This is a genomic window from Kitasatospora sp. NPDC028961, assembly GCF_055564815.1.
In genome coordinates, this window is sequence record NZ_JBVHVO010000013.1 from 20381 (window position 1) to 39136 (window position 18756).

At 72.7% G+C, this 18756-nt stretch carries 10 protein-coding genes; 5 read left to right on the forward strand and 5 right to left on the reverse strand.

Annotated elements, in window-relative coordinates; translation table 11 throughout:
- Nucleotides 1–22: 22 nt before the first annotated feature.
- Nucleotides 23–4759 carry a LamG-like jellyroll fold domain-containing protein gene (locus ACZ4UX_RS22330; RefSeq protein WP_465707917.1) on the reverse strand — a complete coding sequence of 1579 codons (4737 nt, stop codon included), beginning with the start codon at nucleotides 4757–4759 and terminating at the stop codon, nucleotides 23–25.
- A 506-nt stretch (nucleotides 4760–5265) separates the two neighbouring features.
- Here ACZ4UX_RS22330 and ACZ4UX_RS22335 point away from each other — a divergent pair.
- Nucleotides 5266–12495 (forward strand): RHS repeat domain-containing protein, encoded by a 7230-nt coding sequence (locus ACZ4UX_RS22335; RefSeq protein ID WP_465707918.1) that lies wholly within the window; start codon nucleotides 5266–5268, stop codon nucleotides 12493–12495.
- A 21-nt stretch (nucleotides 12496–12516) separates the two neighbouring features.
- Nucleotides 12517–12873: a hypothetical protein gene (locus ACZ4UX_RS22340; protein ID WP_465707919.1), complete on the forward strand. Its 357-nt coding sequence runs from the start codon at nucleotides 12517–12519 to the stop codon at nucleotides 12871–12873.
- A 109-nt stretch (nucleotides 12874–12982) separates the two neighbouring features.
- Here ACZ4UX_RS22340 and ACZ4UX_RS22345 read toward each other — a convergent pair whose 3' ends face one another.
- The 3 genes from ACZ4UX_RS22345 to ACZ4UX_RS22355 form a co-directional block, all read right to left on the reverse strand.
- On the reverse strand, nucleotides 12983–13645 hold the full coding sequence (locus ACZ4UX_RS22345; RefSeq protein WP_465707920.1) for a vitamin K epoxide reductase family protein: 663 nt from the start codon (nucleotides 13643–13645) through the stop codon (nucleotides 12983–12985).
- Nucleotides 13646–13709: 64 nt separating this feature from the next.
- The gene (locus ACZ4UX_RS22350) at nucleotides 13710–14537 is read right to left on the reverse strand and encodes a DsbA family protein (protein ID WP_465707921.1); all 828 of its coding nucleotides are present in this window, start codon (nucleotides 14535–14537) and stop codon (nucleotides 13710–13712) included.
- A 214-nt stretch (nucleotides 14538–14751) separates the two neighbouring features.
- On the reverse strand, nucleotides 14752–15429 hold the full coding sequence (locus ACZ4UX_RS22355) for a hypothetical protein (protein WP_380388116.1): 678 nt from the start codon (nucleotides 15427–15429) through the stop codon (nucleotides 14752–14754).
- A gap of 565 nt (nucleotides 15430–15994) precedes the next feature.
- Between ACZ4UX_RS22355 and ACZ4UX_RS22360 the strand changes: the two genes are divergently transcribed.
- The 3 genes from ACZ4UX_RS22360 to ACZ4UX_RS22370 all read left to right on the forward strand — a co-directional run bounded on the left by ACZ4UX_RS22360 (nucleotide 15995) and on the right by ACZ4UX_RS22370 (nucleotide 17107).
- Nucleotides 15995–16342, forward strand: a complete 348-nt coding sequence (locus tag ACZ4UX_RS22360; protein WP_465707922.1) for a hypothetical protein — start codon at nucleotides 15995–15997, stop codon at nucleotides 16340–16342.
- A complete protein-coding gene (locus tag ACZ4UX_RS22365) occupies nucleotides 16339–16725 on the forward strand; it encodes a hypothetical protein (RefSeq protein ID WP_329486498.1) in 387 nt (128 codons plus the stop codon). The genes ACZ4UX_RS22360 and ACZ4UX_RS22365 overlap by 4 nt, the downstream gene beginning before the upstream one ends.
- An 82-nt stretch (nucleotides 16726–16807) precedes the next feature.
- Complete coding sequence (locus tag ACZ4UX_RS22370; RefSeq protein ID WP_465707923.1) at nucleotides 16808–17107, forward strand: hypothetical protein; 300 nt, start codon at nucleotides 16808–16810, stop codon at nucleotides 17105–17107.
- Between the two features lie 140 nt (nucleotides 17108–17247).
- Here the strand turns inward: ACZ4UX_RS22370 and ACZ4UX_RS22375 are convergent, their stop codons facing one another.
- Entirely contained in the window at nucleotides 17248–18651 is a 1404-nt protein-coding gene (locus tag ACZ4UX_RS22375) for an MFS transporter (protein WP_359809695.1), read from the reverse strand.
- Between the last annotated feature and the right edge of the window lie 105 nt (nucleotides 18652–18756).

Here is an 18756-nt window from a genome sequence, read left to right on the forward strand (position 1 = left end):
GAGCTGGGTCGGACGGGCTGGGTCAGACGAGCTGGGTCAGCACGGGCTGCTCCGAGTCGAGCGAGGCGACGGCGGCCGGGGAGAGCGCGCTGGTCCAGGTCTGGACGTCGCTGATCCGGCCGGGGAAGCTGTTCCCGTTCTTGGCCGAGCCGATGGTCAGGGGGCCGGTGGAGGCCCACGGAGTGGAGTTGACGGCGGTGGCCGCGAGCTTGCCGTTGACGTACAGGCTCATGGTCTGGCCGGGCGCGTCGTAGGTGGCGACCAGGTGGGTCCAGGTGTTGAGGGCCGGCGGCGTGCTCGCGAACGCGGCCGGGTAGGAGGCCGGTCCGGTCGAGTCGCCGGACGGCGAGACGAATGTCCAGGCGTTGAAGGCCTTCGAGTACTGCAGGTAGAAGGCGCTCACGCTGGTACCCGACTGGGCCGCCACGGTCGCGTAGTCGTTCGTCCCGGTCAGGTAGGCCCAGGCCGAGACGGAGTAGCTCCTGGCGGTGTCGACGACCGGGCCGCCGGTGGTGGCCAGCGCGTCGGTGGCGCCGGACAGGCCGAGGACGGTGCCGCGGGTGGTGTCGTTGACGAACGAGGCCGAGCCCGAGACGGTGAGGCTGTTGGCCGGCCGGATCTCGTCGGCGGAGTTGGTGAGCCTCCACCGGTCGGTGGGCCGGTGGACGTCGCCGAGCAGCACCGGGGCGTCGAACTGGGCGGTGTCGGTGGCCAGCGCCGCGGCGGCGGTGGCGGGCAGCGCGGACGGGACGATCACGACGTCGCCGACCGCGCCGGTCGCGTACTGGGCGTACCCGCCGGCCAGGACCCGCCGGCCGATCTGGACCGGTCCGGTGGCGTTCCACTCGGTGCCGGCGTAGGCCGCGGCACCGGCCGCGGCGCCGTTGACGAAGAGCTGGAGCTGCTTGGTACCGGCGTCGTAGACCCCGGTCAGGTGGGTCCAGGTGTTGAGCCTGGGGCTGAGGCCGCCGGTGGTCGGGCCGTAGACGGCGTTGAAGGTGTCGACGGCCGAGTCGTCGACGTTGCGGCCGAACGCGAAGGCGTGCGCCCAGGCGGAGTAGTACAGCTGGAGGCCGACGTTGTTGGTGCCGCCCTGGCTGACGAACACGGAGGTGTTGGCCAGGTCGCCGGGCTTGACCCAGGCGGAGACGGTGTAGCTCTTGCGCGTGTCGACGGAGCCGGTGGCACTGACCGCGTAGCCGGTGCCGCCGGGCAGGTTCAGGACCGTGCCCCGGGTGGCGTCGGGGCCGACGGCCGCTCCGCCGGCCACGGTCAGGTCGTTGGCCCGCCGGCTGTCGGCGGTGTCGGTCAGCCTCCAGCGGTCGGCCGCCTGAGCGGCCGGCGTCCGGGCGCCCGGGAGCCGGGTGACGGTGCCGGTGGCGGACGTCCCGTACAGGTCGGGGTTGCCGTCGCCGTCGACGTCACCGGGGGAGGCCACGGTCGGGGCCAGCCGGTCGCCGAGGCCGGTCGGGAGGACCGGCTGGGCCGGCGGCAGGGCCTTGCCCGTGGTGGTCGCGGCCCAGACCTGCTCGGCGTGGTCGGTCAGGCAATCCCAGAGGATCAGCTGGGTCTTGGGCGTGTTGGACGCCGCGGGGTCGGCCAGGCACCGGCCGGACTGCGGGTTGAGCAGCGAGCCGGCGAACGGACCGGGGACCCACTTCTGGGCGCCGGTGCCGTTGCAGTCCCAGAGCTGGACCGGGCTGCCGTTGTCGAGGCCGCCGCGGCTCACGTCGAGGCACTTGCCCAGCAGGTGGACGCTGCTGTCGGTGCCGAGGGCGGCGCTCTGCGCGTCGGTGGTGTTGCAGTTGTACATCTGCGCCGGTGTGCCGTTGGCGGTGTTCGAGCCGTTGATGTCCAGGCACATGTTCTTACCGGCGGTGTCGAGCACGCCGGAGGTCAGCGGGGCCCTGGTCGGAGCGGTGATCCGGGTGGTCGGGACGCCGTTGCCGTCGAAGGTCAGCGGGAAGCTGCTGACGGCGCCGGTGGCGTTCTCGCGGGCCCACAGGGTGGGGACGCCGTTCACCGTGCCCGGTGCGAGCAGGGTGGTGCGGGACCAGTCACCGGTGCCGATCTTCACGCCCGCGGCGAGGTTGCAGCCCGCCTGGTAGGTGCCCGGGAAGTACCAGAGCTCCGCGTTGTCGACCGTCACCAGGTCCGGTACGTCGGCCATCTGGGCGAGCTTGCCGGGTGCCAGGATCTGGGTGACCTTGTTCCAGGTGCCGTCCGAACCCTTGGCGGGGCAGCCCGCGGAGTTGTTGAGGGGGACGACGTTCTGGGTCAGCGTGAAGTGGCCCGTGGTGCCGCCCGCCGTGTTGGCGTCGTTCTGGTACAGGTACAGCTTGTGGGTCGTCTTCTGATAGGCGAACAGGTCGTCGGCCATGGCCGCGGTGAGGGTGCCGCGGTGGGCGACCAGGTAGTTGTTCCAGCCGGTGCCGTCCGGGCTGGTCGCCGGCGTGGAGATGGTTTCGAGGTCCTCGGTGGAGCCGCCGCCCGGGACGCGCACCAGGTCGCCGGCGGTCGTGGTGGCGGCGAGGTCCGGGACCCCGTCGCCGTTCAGGTCGCCCGGGGCCACCTTGGCGCTGGGGTCGAACGGGGCGAAGAAGCTGTACTGGGCGACGGTGCCCTGGGTGTTGCCGGCCTTGTCGACGGCGCGCACGAACAGCGTGTGGGTGCCCCACTGGGCGCTGCTCACACTGATCGGGACGTCCGCGGTCGCGGTGCCGCCGGCCGCCTGGACGGCGGGGACGGACGGGCCGCCGCCGGGGATGTTGGCGTCCAGCGAGTACTCGAACCGGTCGATCCCGCTGCTCACGCAGCTGCCGCGGGTGCAGCCGCCCGGCACCGGGTCGTTGGCGGTGACCCGCACCTTGGCCCCGGGGGCGCCGGCGTGGCCGGTGGGCGTCCGGTCGCTGCCGAGCGGCGGGAAGGCCGCGTTGTCGGCGACCGTCGGGATGCTCGGCGGGGTCAGGTCGACGTTGAAGTAGCAGTAGGGGGAGCTGGGGCCGGTCAGGGTGCCGTCGCTGGCGATCATGTTCCAGCCGTACTGGTGGCCGTCCTCGACGGTGAAGCCGACGTTGTCGTAGACGGTGCCCCAGTTGCTCACCGACGCGCTCCACGGCCAGGACTTGCCGGCCGGGTTGCCACCGCCGTCGTTGGACATGTTGTCCCAGACGTGCGCCATGGCCTGGAGGTTGACACCGCTCATCTTGGTGGAGAGCCGGGCGTTCAGGGTGATGTTGGAGGCGCTGCCGGTGGTGCCGGAGTTGCCGATCCAGCCGATGTTCACGCCGTCGCAGCCGTTGCTGTCCGGGCTGTGCGGCTGCGGACTGAGGCTGATCATGTCGGGGGCGTTGGGCGCGATGTCGAACACCGTGACCACGTACGGATTGGTGTTGAACCGCATGAAGTCGTTGTTGCCCGACGACTTGGTCTCGTTGCCGAAGATGCCGACGGTCCAGTTGGAGTTGTGGCCGACGAGCTTCTGCATCTGGCCGGTGACGTTGAACACGGCCTCGTGGTTGCCGCAGTGGTTCGAGATGTTGGAGCTCTTCGGGTACTGCGCGCCGCCGAGCCACCCGTCGCCGGTCACCCAGGGCTGCTTGGACCACTTGGTGTCGGTCGCGAGCTCGCTGACGGTGGCCAGGGACACCGGCGCGGTGTGGTTGCAGTCGAAGGACGCACCGTAGGTCTCGGTGATGTGGAACTCCGACCGGGAGACCACCATGTCACCGGTCAGGTTGCTGGTGTCGATCTGGTAGAAGGACCGGTACAGGCCCTGGCAGTCGTTCCAGTGCTGGTAGCCGGCGCCCTGGCCGTTGTCCTGCGGCTCGTCGTAGGCGACGATGCCGGGGCAGCCCTCCCGGACCGTGGCGTAGTGGCTGGTGCCGTTGGTCACCGGGCTGACCGAGGGGTCGATGTACAGCGGCCACACGGTGTCCGGGCCGGTCAGCAGCCCCGCGTCGGGTACCAGGGTCAGTGCGCCGGCCTCGGCCGTCACGGCGATCCGCTTGAGCTGCGCGCCGGTGCCGGGCTCGCGTTCGGTGGAGCGGGTGGGGGCGGGCGCGGCGGGCGGCGCCTCGTCGACGCGGGCCGACCTGAGCTCGCCCTTGCGCGCCGCCGGGGCGGGTGCTTCGGCGGGCCGCGCCGCGACCGTACCGGCGGTGGTCGAGGAGTCCCACATGACCGGGGTCGGCGCGGTGAACGCCGTCGTCCCGTCGGTGGTCCGCGCGGTGACGGAGCCGTTCTCGTCGGCGGCCACGGTCAGCCCGTCGCTGGTGGCGACCGCGAGCTTCAGGGACTTCAGCGCCGGGTCGGCGGCGGCCGCGGCGTCGTGGACGACCAGGACCTCGCGCAGGCCGCCCTGGTCGTTGGCGATGACCCGCAGGTCGACGCCGGGCAGGACGTTGCCGTAGGTCGCGCTGTCACCCGTGACGGCCGGAGCGGGCAGGGCGACCGGGAAGGTGACGGAGAGCCGGCGGCCCTTGGCGTCGGTGAGCGTGGCCAGCGGGCCGGAGCCGCCGCCGGAGAGGGCCAGCCCGGCCGGGGTGGCCTTCGGCGAGAAGGTGCCGTCGCCGTTCCTCGCCAGGGTCGCGTCCACGGCCGACCAGGAGCCGTCGCGCTTCACCCGGACCGGCTGGACGTGGTCGGTCAGCGTGAAGGTGCCGTCCGCGTTGGCCACCGTCTGGGTCGTCTCGGAGGTCAACTCCTCGACCGCGACCGGCTTCCGCTCCTTCTTCGCGCGTTCGGAGGCCGCCCTCATCGGTGAGTCGGAGACGGCGGGCCGGTCCGCTGGCCGGTCGTCGGCCAGGGCCGGGCCGGCGGTGCCGAGTATCAGGCCGGCGAGCGCCGCCGTCAGCGCGAGCCGACGTCCTGGCGATCGCGTCCCACCGCGTGGGACGCGGGTGTTTTCCCCCACGAAAGATCCTTCGAATGTGTCTGGTGCCCGCGACCGTTTCGCGGGGGGATTCACAACCCCCCTGGCGGGCAGTGGATTTGGCCACATCGCAGGCATCGGACACCCGACCCGTCGAAACCCCTGGGTCGGGTGTGAATGTTGTGAGCGATGTGACTGCCGGGGAAGGGTATTGCCGGTGATGCGTGTGTGGCAATACGGTTCGCCCTGGCCAGGGGCGGGATCGCGTGATGGTGCATCAGCCCCGGGGCCGTCCAAAACTGTTAATAGGGGGATGATTCACGATGCGCGCGAAAGTGCGATGGTCTCGTGCTGCCCGGGGGAGGGGATGGGCGAGACGGGGGACGGTCGCGATGGCGACGGTTGCCGCGTTCTCGCTGGCGACGCCGCTGGCGGTGGCCACCGACGTCCTCGTAGGCCCCTACCGCTACACCGGCGAGATATGGTCGGCCGACCCGCTCCCCCAGCAACCGAAGGTGCCCGGGGGGCCGGTGGGCGCGGCGCGCCCCGCCCCGAAGCCGGCCGTTCCGAAGGGCGCCCGGGAGCTCCGGACGCACACCCCGGAGGCGGCCCGCTGGCCCGGCGGCTCCACCGCCACCGTCGACCTCGGCGGTTCGCCGGCCACCGGGCGCCTGAAGGCGGGCGGTACCCCGGTCTCGGTGTCCGCCGTCCCGACCTCGGCGCTCGGCCCGCGGTCCGGGCGCCTGGTCGCCCCGGTCGCCCCGGTCGCGCCGCTCTCCTCGGTCGAGGTCCGGCTGGCCGACCGGAGCGGCGCCAAGGCCGCCGGCGTCGACGGGCTCCTGGTCGGACTGGCCCGCGGTGACGGCAGGCCGGGGGTGGGCGGCGTCTCGGTGTCGCTCGACTACAGCTCCATCGAGCAGGCGTACGGCGGCGGTTGGGCCTCCCGGCTGCGGCTGGTCGCGCTGCCGGGCTGTGCACTGACGACGCCGCAGCGCGCGGAGTGCCGCCGGCAGACGCCGATCGAGTTCACCAACGACCCGCGGGCCCGGACGCTGTCGGGTACGGTCGCGGTCGCCTCCGACGCGCGGACCGGTACGAGCGGCTTCGCCGCCGCGTCGTCGGCCGCGCGCTCGGCCGGGGCCACCATGGCGGTCGCGGCGGTCGCCGGCTCCGGCGGCTCGCAGGGCGACTACGGGGCGACCTCGCTGTCCGCCTCGGGCGCCTGGACGGCCTCCGCCTCCGGCGCGTTCACCTACGCCTACCCGATCACCGTGCCGCCGTCGCTCGGCGGCGCCGCGCCGGCGGTCACCCTCGCCTACGACTCGCAGTCGGTGGACGGCGAGACCTCGGCCCGCAACTCGCAGTCCTCGTGGATCGGTGACGGCTGGGGCTACAGCCCGGGCTTCATCGAGCGCTCCTACAAGGCGTGCAAGGACCAGGGCATCGAGGACTCCGGGGACGAGTGCTGGGGCGGCTGGAACGCCACGATCTCGCTCGGCTCGCACACCGGCGAGCTGCTCCGGGACTCCTCGGGCGGCTACCGGCTGCAGAACGACGACGGCACGAGGATCGAGCGGCTGACCGGGGCCACCAACGGCCTGTGGCAGGGTGAGTACTTCAAGGTCACCACCACCGACGGCACCGCGTACTACCTGGGCCTGAACCACGCGCCGGGCACCACGTCGGACACGGCGACCAACAGCGCCTGGGGCGTGCCGGTCTACCACCCGAAGGCGGAGGACCCGTGCCACGACTCCGCCGACGGCAATGACTCGCGGTGCGACCAGCCGGTCGGCTACCGGTTCAACCTCGACTTCGCCGTGGACCCGCACGGCAACATCCAGCGCTACGACTGGTCGACCGAGTCCAACTACTACAACATGGGCTACGGCCAGGTCGCCAAGGACGACAAGGGCGGCACCCTCACCCAGTACACCCGGGGCGGCCGCCTCACCCAGATCTCCTACGGCTACCAGCTGACGGACGCGCAGGCCGGCCGCGAGCCCGCCGCCAAGGTCGTGTTCAACGCGGCGCAACGCTGCACGACCTCCGACAGCGTCTGCACCCTCGACAACCTGTCGCGGGACACCGCGACCAACTGGCCGGACACGCCGTACGACCTGACCTGCCTCGCCACCGACAAGAACAAGGTCGAGGACGACGACACCGACGGGGTCTGCCTCACCGGCGGACCGACCTTCTGGTCGACCTTCCGGCTGAAGTCGGTGGACACCAAGGTCCGTACCGGCTCAGGCTGGCAGGACGTCGACAGCTTCGAGCTGAAGCAGGTCTTCTCCGACGCCGGCGGCACCTACGACCCGGTCACCGGCAAGACCCAGGACCCGACGAACGCCGGCGCCCTGCAGTCCGTGATGTGGCTCTCCGAGATCGTCCACACCGGCCGGGACACCTCCGCCGGCGGCGGCGGCCCGCTCACCCTCGACCCGGTCACCTTCACCGGCATCGAGATGGACAACCGGGTCGACGGCCTCTCTCCGGCCGCCCCGCCGCTGTTCCACCCGCGCGTCTCCAGCATCCAGACCGAGACCGGCGAATCCGTCGCGGTCACCTACCGGGCGCCGGAGTGCTCGCGCGAGAAGAACACCATGCCGGCCTCGGCCGACGCCAACACCATGGCCTGCTACCCGGTCTGGTGGACGACGCCGGGCGGGAAGGACCCGATCGAGGACTGGTTCCACAAGACCCTGGTCGCCCAGGTCACCGACAGCGACGGGACGAAGGCCGGCTCGCCGGCCAAGGTGACCAACTACGCCTACGGCGACGGCGCCGCCTGGCACCGTGACGACTCCGACCTGACCGACGACCAGCACCGCACCTGGAACCAGTTCCGGGGCTACCGCACCGTCACCACCACCACCGGCGCCGCGCCGGACCCGATCACCCAGAGCGTCGTCTCCTACCTCCAGGGCATGGACGGCGACTACAAGGCGGACGGGACCAGGCGCACCGCCAAGGTGCGGAACTCGCTCAACGAGGAGATCACCGACAACCCCTGGTCGGCCGGTGCCCCCTACGAGACGCAGACCTTCACCAAGGCCGGCGGCAGCGTCGTCGCCAAGACGCTGGCCGACCCGCCGACGGTCGCCGAGACCGCCAGTGCCGCCCAGACGGCCTGGACCTCGGAGGACCCGGCACCCGCGAAGCTGTCCACGCTCCCCGACCTGAAGGCCCACCAGGTCCGTTCGACCTCGGCCCGTTCGCTGGGCCTGCTGTCCGACGGCTCGTGGCGGACCGTGCAGACCGTGACCACCATGGACGACCTCGGCCGGGTCCACCAGGTCGACGAGAAGGGCGACCTGGCGGCCTCGGGGCAGCAGACCTGCACCACCACCGGCTACGCCCCGGCGCCCGCCGCCAATCCGATGATGCTGATCTACCCGAGCGAGGTCCTCACCGTCGCCGGGCCGTGCGGCACCACACCCGGCGGGACCACCACGCTCTACGGCAAGCGCTTCTTCTACGACGGCGCCGCCGGAGTGCCGGACCCGGCCGCCTACGGCGTGCTCGGCCGCAACGGCAGCTCGCTCGGGTTGGTGACCGGCACCCAGTCCATCAAGTCGTACACCGCCCCCGGGCAGCCGTCCTACCAGTCGCTCGGCGGGCTGGAGTACGACAAGTACGGCCGCGTCACCAAGACGGTGGACGCGGTGGGTGCCGCCACCACGACCGCCTACCTCCCGGCCGACGGCGTCCTCCCGGACTCGCTGTCGACCAGGAACCCGCTGGGCTGGGTGGCCACCAGCACGATCTCGGTGGCGCGCGGCGCCGTCACGCACGCCGTCGACGTCAACGGCCGGATCACCGACGTCGAGTTCGACGCTCTCGGCCGCCGCACCAAGGTGTGGACGCCGGGCCGCAGCAAGGCGACCCAGAGCCCCGACCGCAAGTTCGGCTACGACGTGCACGGTGCCGGCGACAAGCCGGACCCCTCCGCCGTCACCACCGAGACCCTGCGCGAGAACGGCTCGTACAACAAGTCCGTCACCTACTACGACGGGCTGCTGAGGCCGCGGCAGAGCCAGACCACGACCGCGGACAACTCCGCCGGGCGCCTCGTGTCGTCGAGCTTCTACGACTCGCACGGCTGGGCCGTCTCCAACATCGCCCCCTACACCGACGCCGCGCACGAGGCGGGCACCGGCATGTGGGCGGAGACCAACAACACCGGCCCGTCGGTGACCAGGACCGCCTACGACGGACAGGGCAGGCCGGTCTCGGTCCAGCAGGTCTCGTTCGCCAGCACCCTGTGGCAGTCCGGCACGTCCTACCCGGGTGCCGACCGCGTCGACACCACGGTCGGTGCGGCGCGCACGACGACCTACACCGACGGCCTCGGCCGCACCACCTCGACCGTCGTGCACGACGACACCCCCGACCGGAAGCTGACCGCCGGCACGGTGATCGCCTCGGGCACGTCGGTGGTGTCCAAGAGCGTCCGGCTGGCGATGCGGGCGGACGGGAACCTGGTGCTGACCGGGCTCGCCGACGGCCGGACGCTCTGGTCCTCGGGCACGTCCGGCAACCCGGGCGCCGTGGCGGTCATGCAGGCCGACGGCGACTTCGTGGTCCAGAACGCGACCAGGACGGCGCGGCTCTGGAGGAGCGGCACGACCGGTGCCACCGGCGCCTACCTCATGGTCCGGGGCGACGGCGTGGTCGCGGTGTCCAACGCGTCCAACGCGGTCGTCTGGTCCACCGGGGCCGCCGGCGCCGTCGGCAGCGCCGACGTCACCACCAGCTACACCTTCGACGCCAGGGGCGACGTCGCCTCGGTCAAGGACACCGCCGGCAACGTCTGGAGCTACAGCTACGACCTGCGCGGTCAGCTGGTCTCGCAGACCGACCCCGACAGCGGCACCTCGGTCAAGGAGTACGACGACCTCGGCCGGCTCGCCAGGGCGCGGGACGGCCGGGGCCAGTGGCTGTCGTACGTCTACGACGGCATGGGCCGCACCACCGCGAAGTACGCGGGGACCAGCACCACCGACCAGACGAAGCTGCTCGCCGAGTGGAGCTTCGACGCCAAGGCCAAGGGCTACCCCGACGCCACGACGCGGTACGTCAACGGCCGCGCCGGCGACGCCTACGTCACCCGGATCGACGGGTACACGACCGCGTACCAGCCGACCGGCAGCACGGTGACCGTCCCGGTGGGCGAGGGCAAGCTCGCCGGCACGTACACCACGGCCGCGAGCTACACCGACACCGTCGGCCTGCTCGGCTCGACGACCTTCGGGGCCGCGGGCGGTCTGGCCGAGGAGACCGTCGGCTTCGGCTACAACCTCCAGGGCGGCCTGGTCTCCATGGGCTCGCCGACCACCCCCTACGTCAACACCACCAGCTACAGCCCGCTCGGCCAGGTCCTGCAGACCACCATCGGCACCCCGACCAAGCAGCTGCGCACCGCGCAGACCTACGACCAGGTCACCGGCCGGCTCGCCACCAACCGGGTCACCCTGCAGAACAACACCGCCAACCCGATCTCCGACACCACCTACGGCTACGACCAGGTGGGCAACCTCACCACCGTCTCCGAGACCCAGTCCTCGGGCGGTGCCGACCGGGTCACCGACACCCAGTGCTTCAGCTACGACGCACTGCGCCGGCTGACCACCGCCTGGACCGACACGAAGGGGATCACCAGCCCGACGGCCGGGCAGCTCGCCGCCTGCAGGACCAGTACGCCCGGTCCCTCGACCATCGGCGGCCCGGCCCCGTACTGGACCGACTGGCAGTACGACCTGCTCGGTGACCGCACGCTCCAGGTCAAGCACGACGTGACCGGCAACGCGGCCAAGGACACCACGCAGTCCAGCAGCTACCCGGTGGCCGGCGCGACGCCGACCACCCGGCCGAACGCGGCGACCGGGATCGTCACCTCGAACCCGACGACCGGCACCAGCACGCTCACCCCGACGTACGACAACGCGGGCAACACCACCAGGCGGGTCGGTACCGGAGCGGCGCCGCTCGACCAGGTCATCAGCTACGACGCCGAGGGCGCGACCTCCGGCATCACCACCGACGGGAAGGAGACCACCTACCTCTACGACGCCGACGGCGCGCTGCTCCTCCAGCGCGGGCCCACCAGCACCACGCTCTACCTGTTCGGCGGCACGGAGCAGCTCACCCTCGACAAGGCCACCAAGGCCGTCAGCGCCCTGCGGTACTACAGCTGCCCCGACGGCACGACCATCGTCCGGGCGAGCAACGGCACCATCAGCTACCAGCCGACCAATCCGCAGGGCACCGCCCAGCTCCAGGTCGACGCCAAGACGCTGGCGATCACCCGCCGGGCCTACGACCCGTACGGCAACCAGCGCGGTCCCGCCCCGGCCTCCTGGGCGGACAACCACGGCTACCTGGGCAAGCCGGCCGATCCGACGACCGGCCTGGACCTCCTCGGCGCCCGCCAGTACGACCCGGTGCTCGGCCGCTTCCTGTCGGTGGACCCGGTCTTCGAGGCCGGCGATCCCAACCAGATGGGCGGCTACACCTACGCCGCGAACAACCCGGTCTCGGGCAGCGACCCGACCGGTCTGTGGTGGAGCCTCGACGACATCGGGGGCTTCTTCACCGGCGTCGGCGACTCCGTCGTCGGCGACCCGTGGCAGTGGAGCGTCAACACCCTCTCGGACGGGTGGAACGCCGCCGCGGACTGCTACAACGGGGACAACGAGGTCTTCAACGAGATCTTCGACTACGAGAACGACACCCCGTACAAGCTGGGCCACACCGGTTACGTCGACGACGACCCGCTGGCCGAGCTGTTCGACACCGACTCCAGCTCCACCGCCTACGTCGCCGGTCAGTGGACCGGCACCATCGGCTCGCTGGCCATCGACGGCGTCGGCCTCGTCAAGGGCACCATCTGGGGCTTCAAGAGCGCCAAGGCCATCAAGCTCGCGATGTCGGAGGGCGACGGCTTCATCAGCGCGGTCCGGAAGTTCGTGGACGGCGACCTGCCGACCACGACCGCCCCGCAGGCGGAACCCGCCCCCACCACACCGAAGACGGAGGGCCCCAGCAACCCGAAGTCGGGCACCGGCAAGGAGCCCGGCGAACCCGGCGGCGGGGGCAAGGCCGACAAGGCGCCCGAGGGCGGGAAGGGCTCCGGCGACGGCGGTGGCGGCGAGCCCGCCGCGACCGGAGACACGCCCACCGGCACCGGCGGCACGCCGGGCGGTGGCGGCACCTCCGCCGCCGCGACCGGCGGGGGGTCCGAGGCGGCGGCCCGGACCGGCGTCAGCATCAAGTCGGTGCGCATCGCCCTCGGCCGGGCCGGGATGAGCGTCAAGGGGTACGACATCGTCCACGTCCCGAAGATCGAGCACCCCAACTCCATCGCCCTCGGCAGCAGCCCCTTCACCGGGAAGGGCAACGGGAACGCGCTGCGGGTCGCCGTCCTCGGGCCGAACGAGCTCCCGCTGATCGAGATCAGTACGGAGGGGCTGCGGGACATGGAGACGGCCCTCAGGACGATCCTCCACGAGCTCTACCATCACAAGAACGGCCACCTGCCCGACATGGAGGCCCAGGCCGAGGCCTACGCGGACAAGCGCTACGCCGAGTACCTCCGCCGGACGAAGGGGAGGAAGTAGGAGAGCAGTGGGAGCACCGGAATGAAGTCCTACATCGACAGTGAGATCCGTCAGCTGGCGGCCCAGCCGAACTTCGTCGACGACCAGTCGGAGAAGGAGTGCCCGGTCTGCCGGAAGGTCGCGGTGCGCAGCTACGTCTACGAGGGCAGCAGGGCGGGCCGCCCGGTGCTGTTCTGGCGGACGTGGTGCCACGCGTGCCGCCGGATGTGCAGCTCCGTCGGCGTCAAGCCGAAGAAGCTCGCGTTCGACGACCCGTTCGCCCGGATGACCGCGGACGAGCGGCGGGTGGTCTCCGCTGATTCCGACGGCTTCTTCGAGCGCCTCGACCAGCTGTGGCGCAAGGGGACGCTTCCCCAGCGGTTCCACCGCGCCTCCTGAGCGCGGGCCCCCGCCCGGGGGCCGGTACCCGACGTCGGCCTCCAGGACCCCCCACGGGTCCTGGAGGCCGACGTCGTTCTCGGGGCGGGGGCGTTCTCCGGGGCGGGCGTCAGAGCAGGGTGCTCCAGTAGGACCAGAACCGGTTGAGCACCAGCAGGGCGATCACCGCGGCCCACAGCACCGGCAGGGCCCAGTGGTAGCGGGCGGCCTCGCGGACCACCGGTCGCAGCCGGGGGCCGACGGGTATCACCCCGGAGCGCAGGTTGTGCAGCGTGGTGTACCAGCAGAGCGGCACCACCGTGGCCCAGACCACCACGCAGTACGGGCAGAGCGCGCCGATGTCGTACAGCGCCTGGTCGATCAGCCAGTGCACGAAGACCAGGCCGGCCAGGGTGCCGGCCTGCAGGGCCAGCCAGAACCAGCGCCGGTAGGCGGCGCCGGCCAGCAGCCCGGCGCCGATCGCGGCGACGGCACCGAAGGCGGCCAGGCCGAGCAGCGGGTTCGGGAAGCCGAAGACCTCCGCCTGCTCGGTGCGCATCACCGACCCGCAGCTGATCACCGGGTTGATGTTGCAACTGGGGACGTAGGACGGGTTCTCCAGGATGCGGAGCTTGTCGAAGGTCAGGACGGCCGAGGCGGCGAGGCCGAGGAGTCCGCCGAGGAACACGAACAGGGCGAACGCCCGGCCGGCGCCGATCGGCGTGCCGTGCGGCGGGGAGGAGGCGGCGGCGGAGCGGGAGCGGGGCGGGTTCACGGCAGTCGGGGCGGTCATCGCGGAGCACTCCGGTGGGTGTGAAGGGCCGGCCCGGCCGGGTGGTCGGCCGGGCCGGTGGTGCTCACTGCAAGCCCGCGGCCTGCTTCACCTGGGCGGTGAACTGCTCCGGCGTGGTGGCGCGGTTCCCGCTGAACAGGGTGATCGGCTTGCCGTCCAGCTTGACCGTCGGCGTGCCCGTCACCCCGCTGTCGTTGAAGGCGTCCGCGACCTTCTTCGCCCACGGGGCGTAGGTGCGGTCGGTCACCGCCTTGACGAAGGCGTCCGTCTTCAGACCGGGCACCTGGCCGGCCAGGTCCAGCAGGTGGTTGACGTCGCCGAAGCTGTCCTCGCGCTCGTCGGGCTGGTTGGCGTACAGCACGTCGTGGAACTGCTTGAACTTGTCGACGCCCTCGTCGAGCGCCGCGCCGACGGCGGCGAGCGCGGTGCGCGAGCCCTTGCCGCCGAGGTTCTTGTCGAGGAACGCCGCCAGGTGGTACTCCACCCTGACGGTGCCGTCGTCCGCCAGCTTCCTGACGGTGTCGCCGTTGGTCGCCTCGAAGCTCTTGCAGACCGGGCAGCGGAAGTCCTCGAACACCTGGAGGGTGTGGGCGGCGTCCGGCTTGCCGTACACGATCACGGTGCCGTCGGGGCCGGTGGTGTTGGCCGGGACGACCAGCGCGGTCGGGTCGGCGGCGGCGGACGGGCCGGACGAGTCGTCGCCGCCCGCCGCGTTGATCGCCAGCGCGGTACCGCCGGCCAGGGCGAGGACGGCGACGATCGAGACGCCGACGACGATCCGCTGCCGGCGCTTGGCGGCGGCGCGCTCGCGCAGCTGCGCCTCCTGGATCCGCTCGCGGGCGCTGACGCGCTGGGACTGCTTACGGGCGGGCTGTTCGGTGGGCTGGGCCATGGTGGGTCAACTCCTGGACACGGCGCGCGACATGCGCTTCCTGGGGGCCACCTCGGCGCGACACGGAAGGCCGCGGGCACGAGGGGGCCGGGTCGGTGGGCTCGGGAGTCGGCGCGCTGCCTGCGGGTGCCGGGCGGTGGCCCGGGGCCGGTCCGGCCCGACGGGGTCCGCGGGCCGGGAGCCCTACGGACCGGCGTGAAGCCGGACGGGGGTGTCAGCAGGCAGGCGCGAAGGCCGGCGGACCGCGTCGCGGCGCCGGGCTGAGCACCACGGCCTCGCGGAGCGGCCGGGGGCGGTCCGAGACCGGCAGCGGCACCCGCCGCACCGGCCGCAGCGGTACCGGCGCCAGCAGCAGGAGCAGCGCCCGCAGCGGGGCCGCGACCGCGTGGCGCAGGGCGCGCAGCGCCCGGGCCAGACCGGACAGGGCGGCGTCGCCCAGCCGCAGCCAGACGGCGGCGGCCAGCGCGACCAGCAGATGGGCCAGCAGGACCAGCAGCTGGGTGGCGGCGGGCGCGACCGGCCCGGTGTGCCCCAGGGGCCCCGAGAACAGCGAGCCGTCCACCGAACCGCCGCCGCAGACCAGCAGGTTCATCCCGCGGGCGGGGGCGTGTCCGGCGCCCAGGACCGGGCCGCAGCCGGCCTGGCCCAGGTTGAAGGTGGTGTTGAGCAGCAGCTCGACCGGGACCAGCACGGCCGAGATGTGCAGCAGCCGCCGCTCCCGGCCGGCCAGCGCGGTCGCGACCAGGAAGACGACGACGGTCGCGGCGGCGACCAGGGCGAGCGGCAGCGGACGACCGGTGATGACGACCTGGCCCAGCGCGGACAGCGGCACGGCGAGCGCGGTGAACACCGCGGCCCGCAGGGCCCTGGTCGCAGGGGTGGAAGTCGTCATGCCCCGGAGTATGCCACGACGCTTACACGCCGCACGAGGGTGCGTCGGCGGGTGAGCGGTGACCGGCGAACAGATGGCCCGTCATCGGTCGTTCGTTTGCGGTACGGGGGTGGTGGGTTCACCGGTGGGATGGGTTTGGGCGCCGGAGCCGGGGTGAGCGGGCGTCAGGGGCTGCCGCCGGAGGGGGCGGCGCTCCGACAATCGGGCGATGGACCACGCCACCGGCGCGGCGCACCCGCGTCCGCCCGCCGCCGCCGAGGCGCACCCTCCGGTGCAGGGGCCGCCCCGGCCGTCGGCGCCGGTTCCGGCCCCTCCCGCCCTCGTGCCCGCTCCGCTGCCCTGGCCTCCTTCGCTCCCTTCACCCCCCTCGCCGCCACCGTTCTGGCCTCCGGTGCTTCCCGTGCCGCCCGAGCCGCCCGAGCCGCCGTTCAGCCACCTGCCGCCGATCCACTGTCCGGTACCGGGGCACCCGGCTTCGCCCACGCCGTCGCCCACGCCGTCGGCTCCGGGATCCGCCCAGCCCGTGCCGCCGGCCACGTCGTCGGCTCCGGGATCCGCCCAGCCCGTGCCGCCGGCCCCGATGGCGGCCACCCCGATGTCGGCCGTCCCGACGCCGCCCGCCCCGACCCGGTCCGCCGTGCCCGGGCCGGCGGCCGCGGAGACCGCCGCCGCGCAGCACCCGGCGGTCGCCCCGGCGACCGTGGCCACCGTCACCCCGACTCCCGCCCCGCCCCCGAGCCCGTCCGCGACGGTCGCGGTCGTCGCCGCGCCCCCGCCCCCGGCCGGCGGGCCGGCGCCGCACGCCCTCGAACCGACCGTCTGGGCCACCGTCATGATCCTCGCCGTGCTGGTCCCGGCCGCGCTGGCCGCGGTCCTCGGCCACCACCCCCCGACCTCCAGGAGCCGCAGGTGAACCCTGGCCCCCTGCTCAGCGCCGTCGCGGCCGTGACGGTCGCGATGACCGCACTCGCCGTCGCCCACCGGCTGCGCCCCGCCCTCCCCGAGGGCGAGGATCCGCCCGAGCCGCACCCCGCCCTGGCCAGCATCGGCTCCGGGCTGCTCTCGGGGTTCATCCTGCTCACCGGCTTCCTGGTGGCCACCGGCTGGGCCGCCCGCTCCACCGGGGTGGTCCCGCCCGGCGGCCTCTACATCGCCGACCTGGCCGCGGGCACCGCCGTCCTGCTCTTCCCCTCGCTGTCCGGGCTGCCCTTCACCGCGCGGCACGCCACCGCGGTCTGCTTCTTCGCCGCGCTCGTCGGCTACACGATGTCGCTGGCGGTCCAACTGAGGCCCTGAGCCCGGGCCCCGGGCCCGTCCGGGGTCCGCGGGCCAGCCCGGAAGGCGTCCCGCCGACGCCGAGGTGAAGGGGTGTACGCGCATGGCCGCACACGACACCACCGCGGGTGCGGTGGTGCTCGACCGGAGCGGGGCGCGGGCCGCGGTGCTCGCCGGGCTGGACGGCGCCCTCCGGGCGGACGGGCCGGACGCGGTGGTGGCCGCGGCGGCGCTCCGGGAGCGGGCGGCCGGGTCCGGCGACGTGTTTGGGCACGGCGTGCTGTACGGGCTGGAGTTGGCGGCCGCGGAGGCGGCGCGCGCGGCGCTCCGCCCAGCGAGTGGGCGGTGTAAGCGCGGGCGTCCGGCCGGGAGCCGGCGCGGTTCGGCTGACGGGCCGTCATGAAGCGGGTGCTCGGCCGGGTTCCCGTCGCCGACCGGGCAACCGCCCTTGACCGGGCCCCCCACCGACCGGTCGACCGTCCGGTAGGGGCCGGAGCGTCCGGCGCGGCGGTCACCGGAGCTCCGGCCCGCCGCGCCGGTCGGTCACTTCTGACGGCTCGTCAACTGTGCCATCAAGGTGAGGACGGCGAAGCCGAGGATGACCGCGAGGCCGGGGTAGAACATCGACAGCTCGGTGCCGGGCATGATGACCGCGGTCACGACGGCGAGGCCGAAGGCGCCGCCGACCTGCAGCGAACTGTTGAGCAGGCCGGCGGCGAGCCCCTGCTCCTCGTCCGCGACACCGTTGGTGCCCGCGACCATGAGCGTCGCGATGCTGAGCGCGAAGCCCACGCCCCACAGCACGGAGGCGGGCAACAGCACGCGCCAGAGGTCGGGTTCGGGGCCGATGAAGAGCATCAGCAGGTAGCAGGGGAGGAAGGCGACCAGCCCGACCATCAGGATCTTGGTCACGCCGAACCGCTCCATCAGCGCGCCGAGCTTGGGGCCGATGATGACCACCATGAGGCCGGCCGGCAGCAGGACCAGGGCCATCTGCCACGGCCGCCAGCCCTGGAGGTCCTGGAGGTAGAGGGCGAGCAGGAACTGGAAGCCCATCGCGCCGCCGTACAGCAGGGCGATGCTGACGTTGGCGCTCACCAGGCTGCGGTTGCGGAAGATGGCGAGCCGGATCAGCGGCTCCTTCACACTGCGCTCGATCACCAGGAAGGCGGCCAACAGGGCGGCGGACAGGGCGAATCCGCCGATCGTCCGCACCGAGCCCCAGCCGGCCTCGGCGGCGGAGACCACGGTGAAGACCAGCAGGAGGGTGCCGGCGAGCAGGGTCGCGGCGCCGCCGATGTCGAGCCGCGGCCGTTCGGTGCGCGGCGGGTCCGGCGGCAGGAAGCGCAGGGCGCCGATCAGCAGCAGCACGGAGAGCGGGATCGGCAGGATGAAGATGGACCGCCAGCTCAGGCCCGCGAGCAGGCCGCCGACCAGCAGGCCGGAGGAGTAGCCGGACGCCTCGAAGACGTTGAAGATGCCGAACGCCTTGTTGCGCTGGGGCCCTTCGGGGAACGTCGTGGTCAGCAGCGACATCGCGGCCGGGGCGGCGAAGCCCGCCGCCATGCCCTTGACGAAGCGCGAGACGATCAGCAGGACCGAGCTGTCGGCGAGCGCGCCGAACAGCGAGACGACCGCGAACGCGGCCATCGCGATCACCAGCACCCGGCGTCGGCCGAACAGGTCGGCGACCCGCCCGCCCAGCAGCAGGAAGCTGCCGAAGGCCAGGATGTAGGCGCCGACCAGCCACTGGGCGGTGGCCGCGGTCATCCCGAGCTCGTTCTGGATCTCGGGGATGGTCACCACGATCATCGAGATGTCGAGCCCGTCGAGCAGGATCACGCCGCTGAAGATCAGCAGCGACACCCATAACCGTGCCGACCAGCGCAGGGAGTCCTGCTGGACTTCCGGTGCTGCCGTCTCGGACGGCGCCTCGGGTGCTGCCAAGGCGTCGCCTCCCGTCCGGTGTTCACTCGGAGCCGAGCTGCCTGACATGGGCACATCCCTCCCATTAGAATGATCTTGAGCGCGCTCAATCCGCGTCCGCGATAA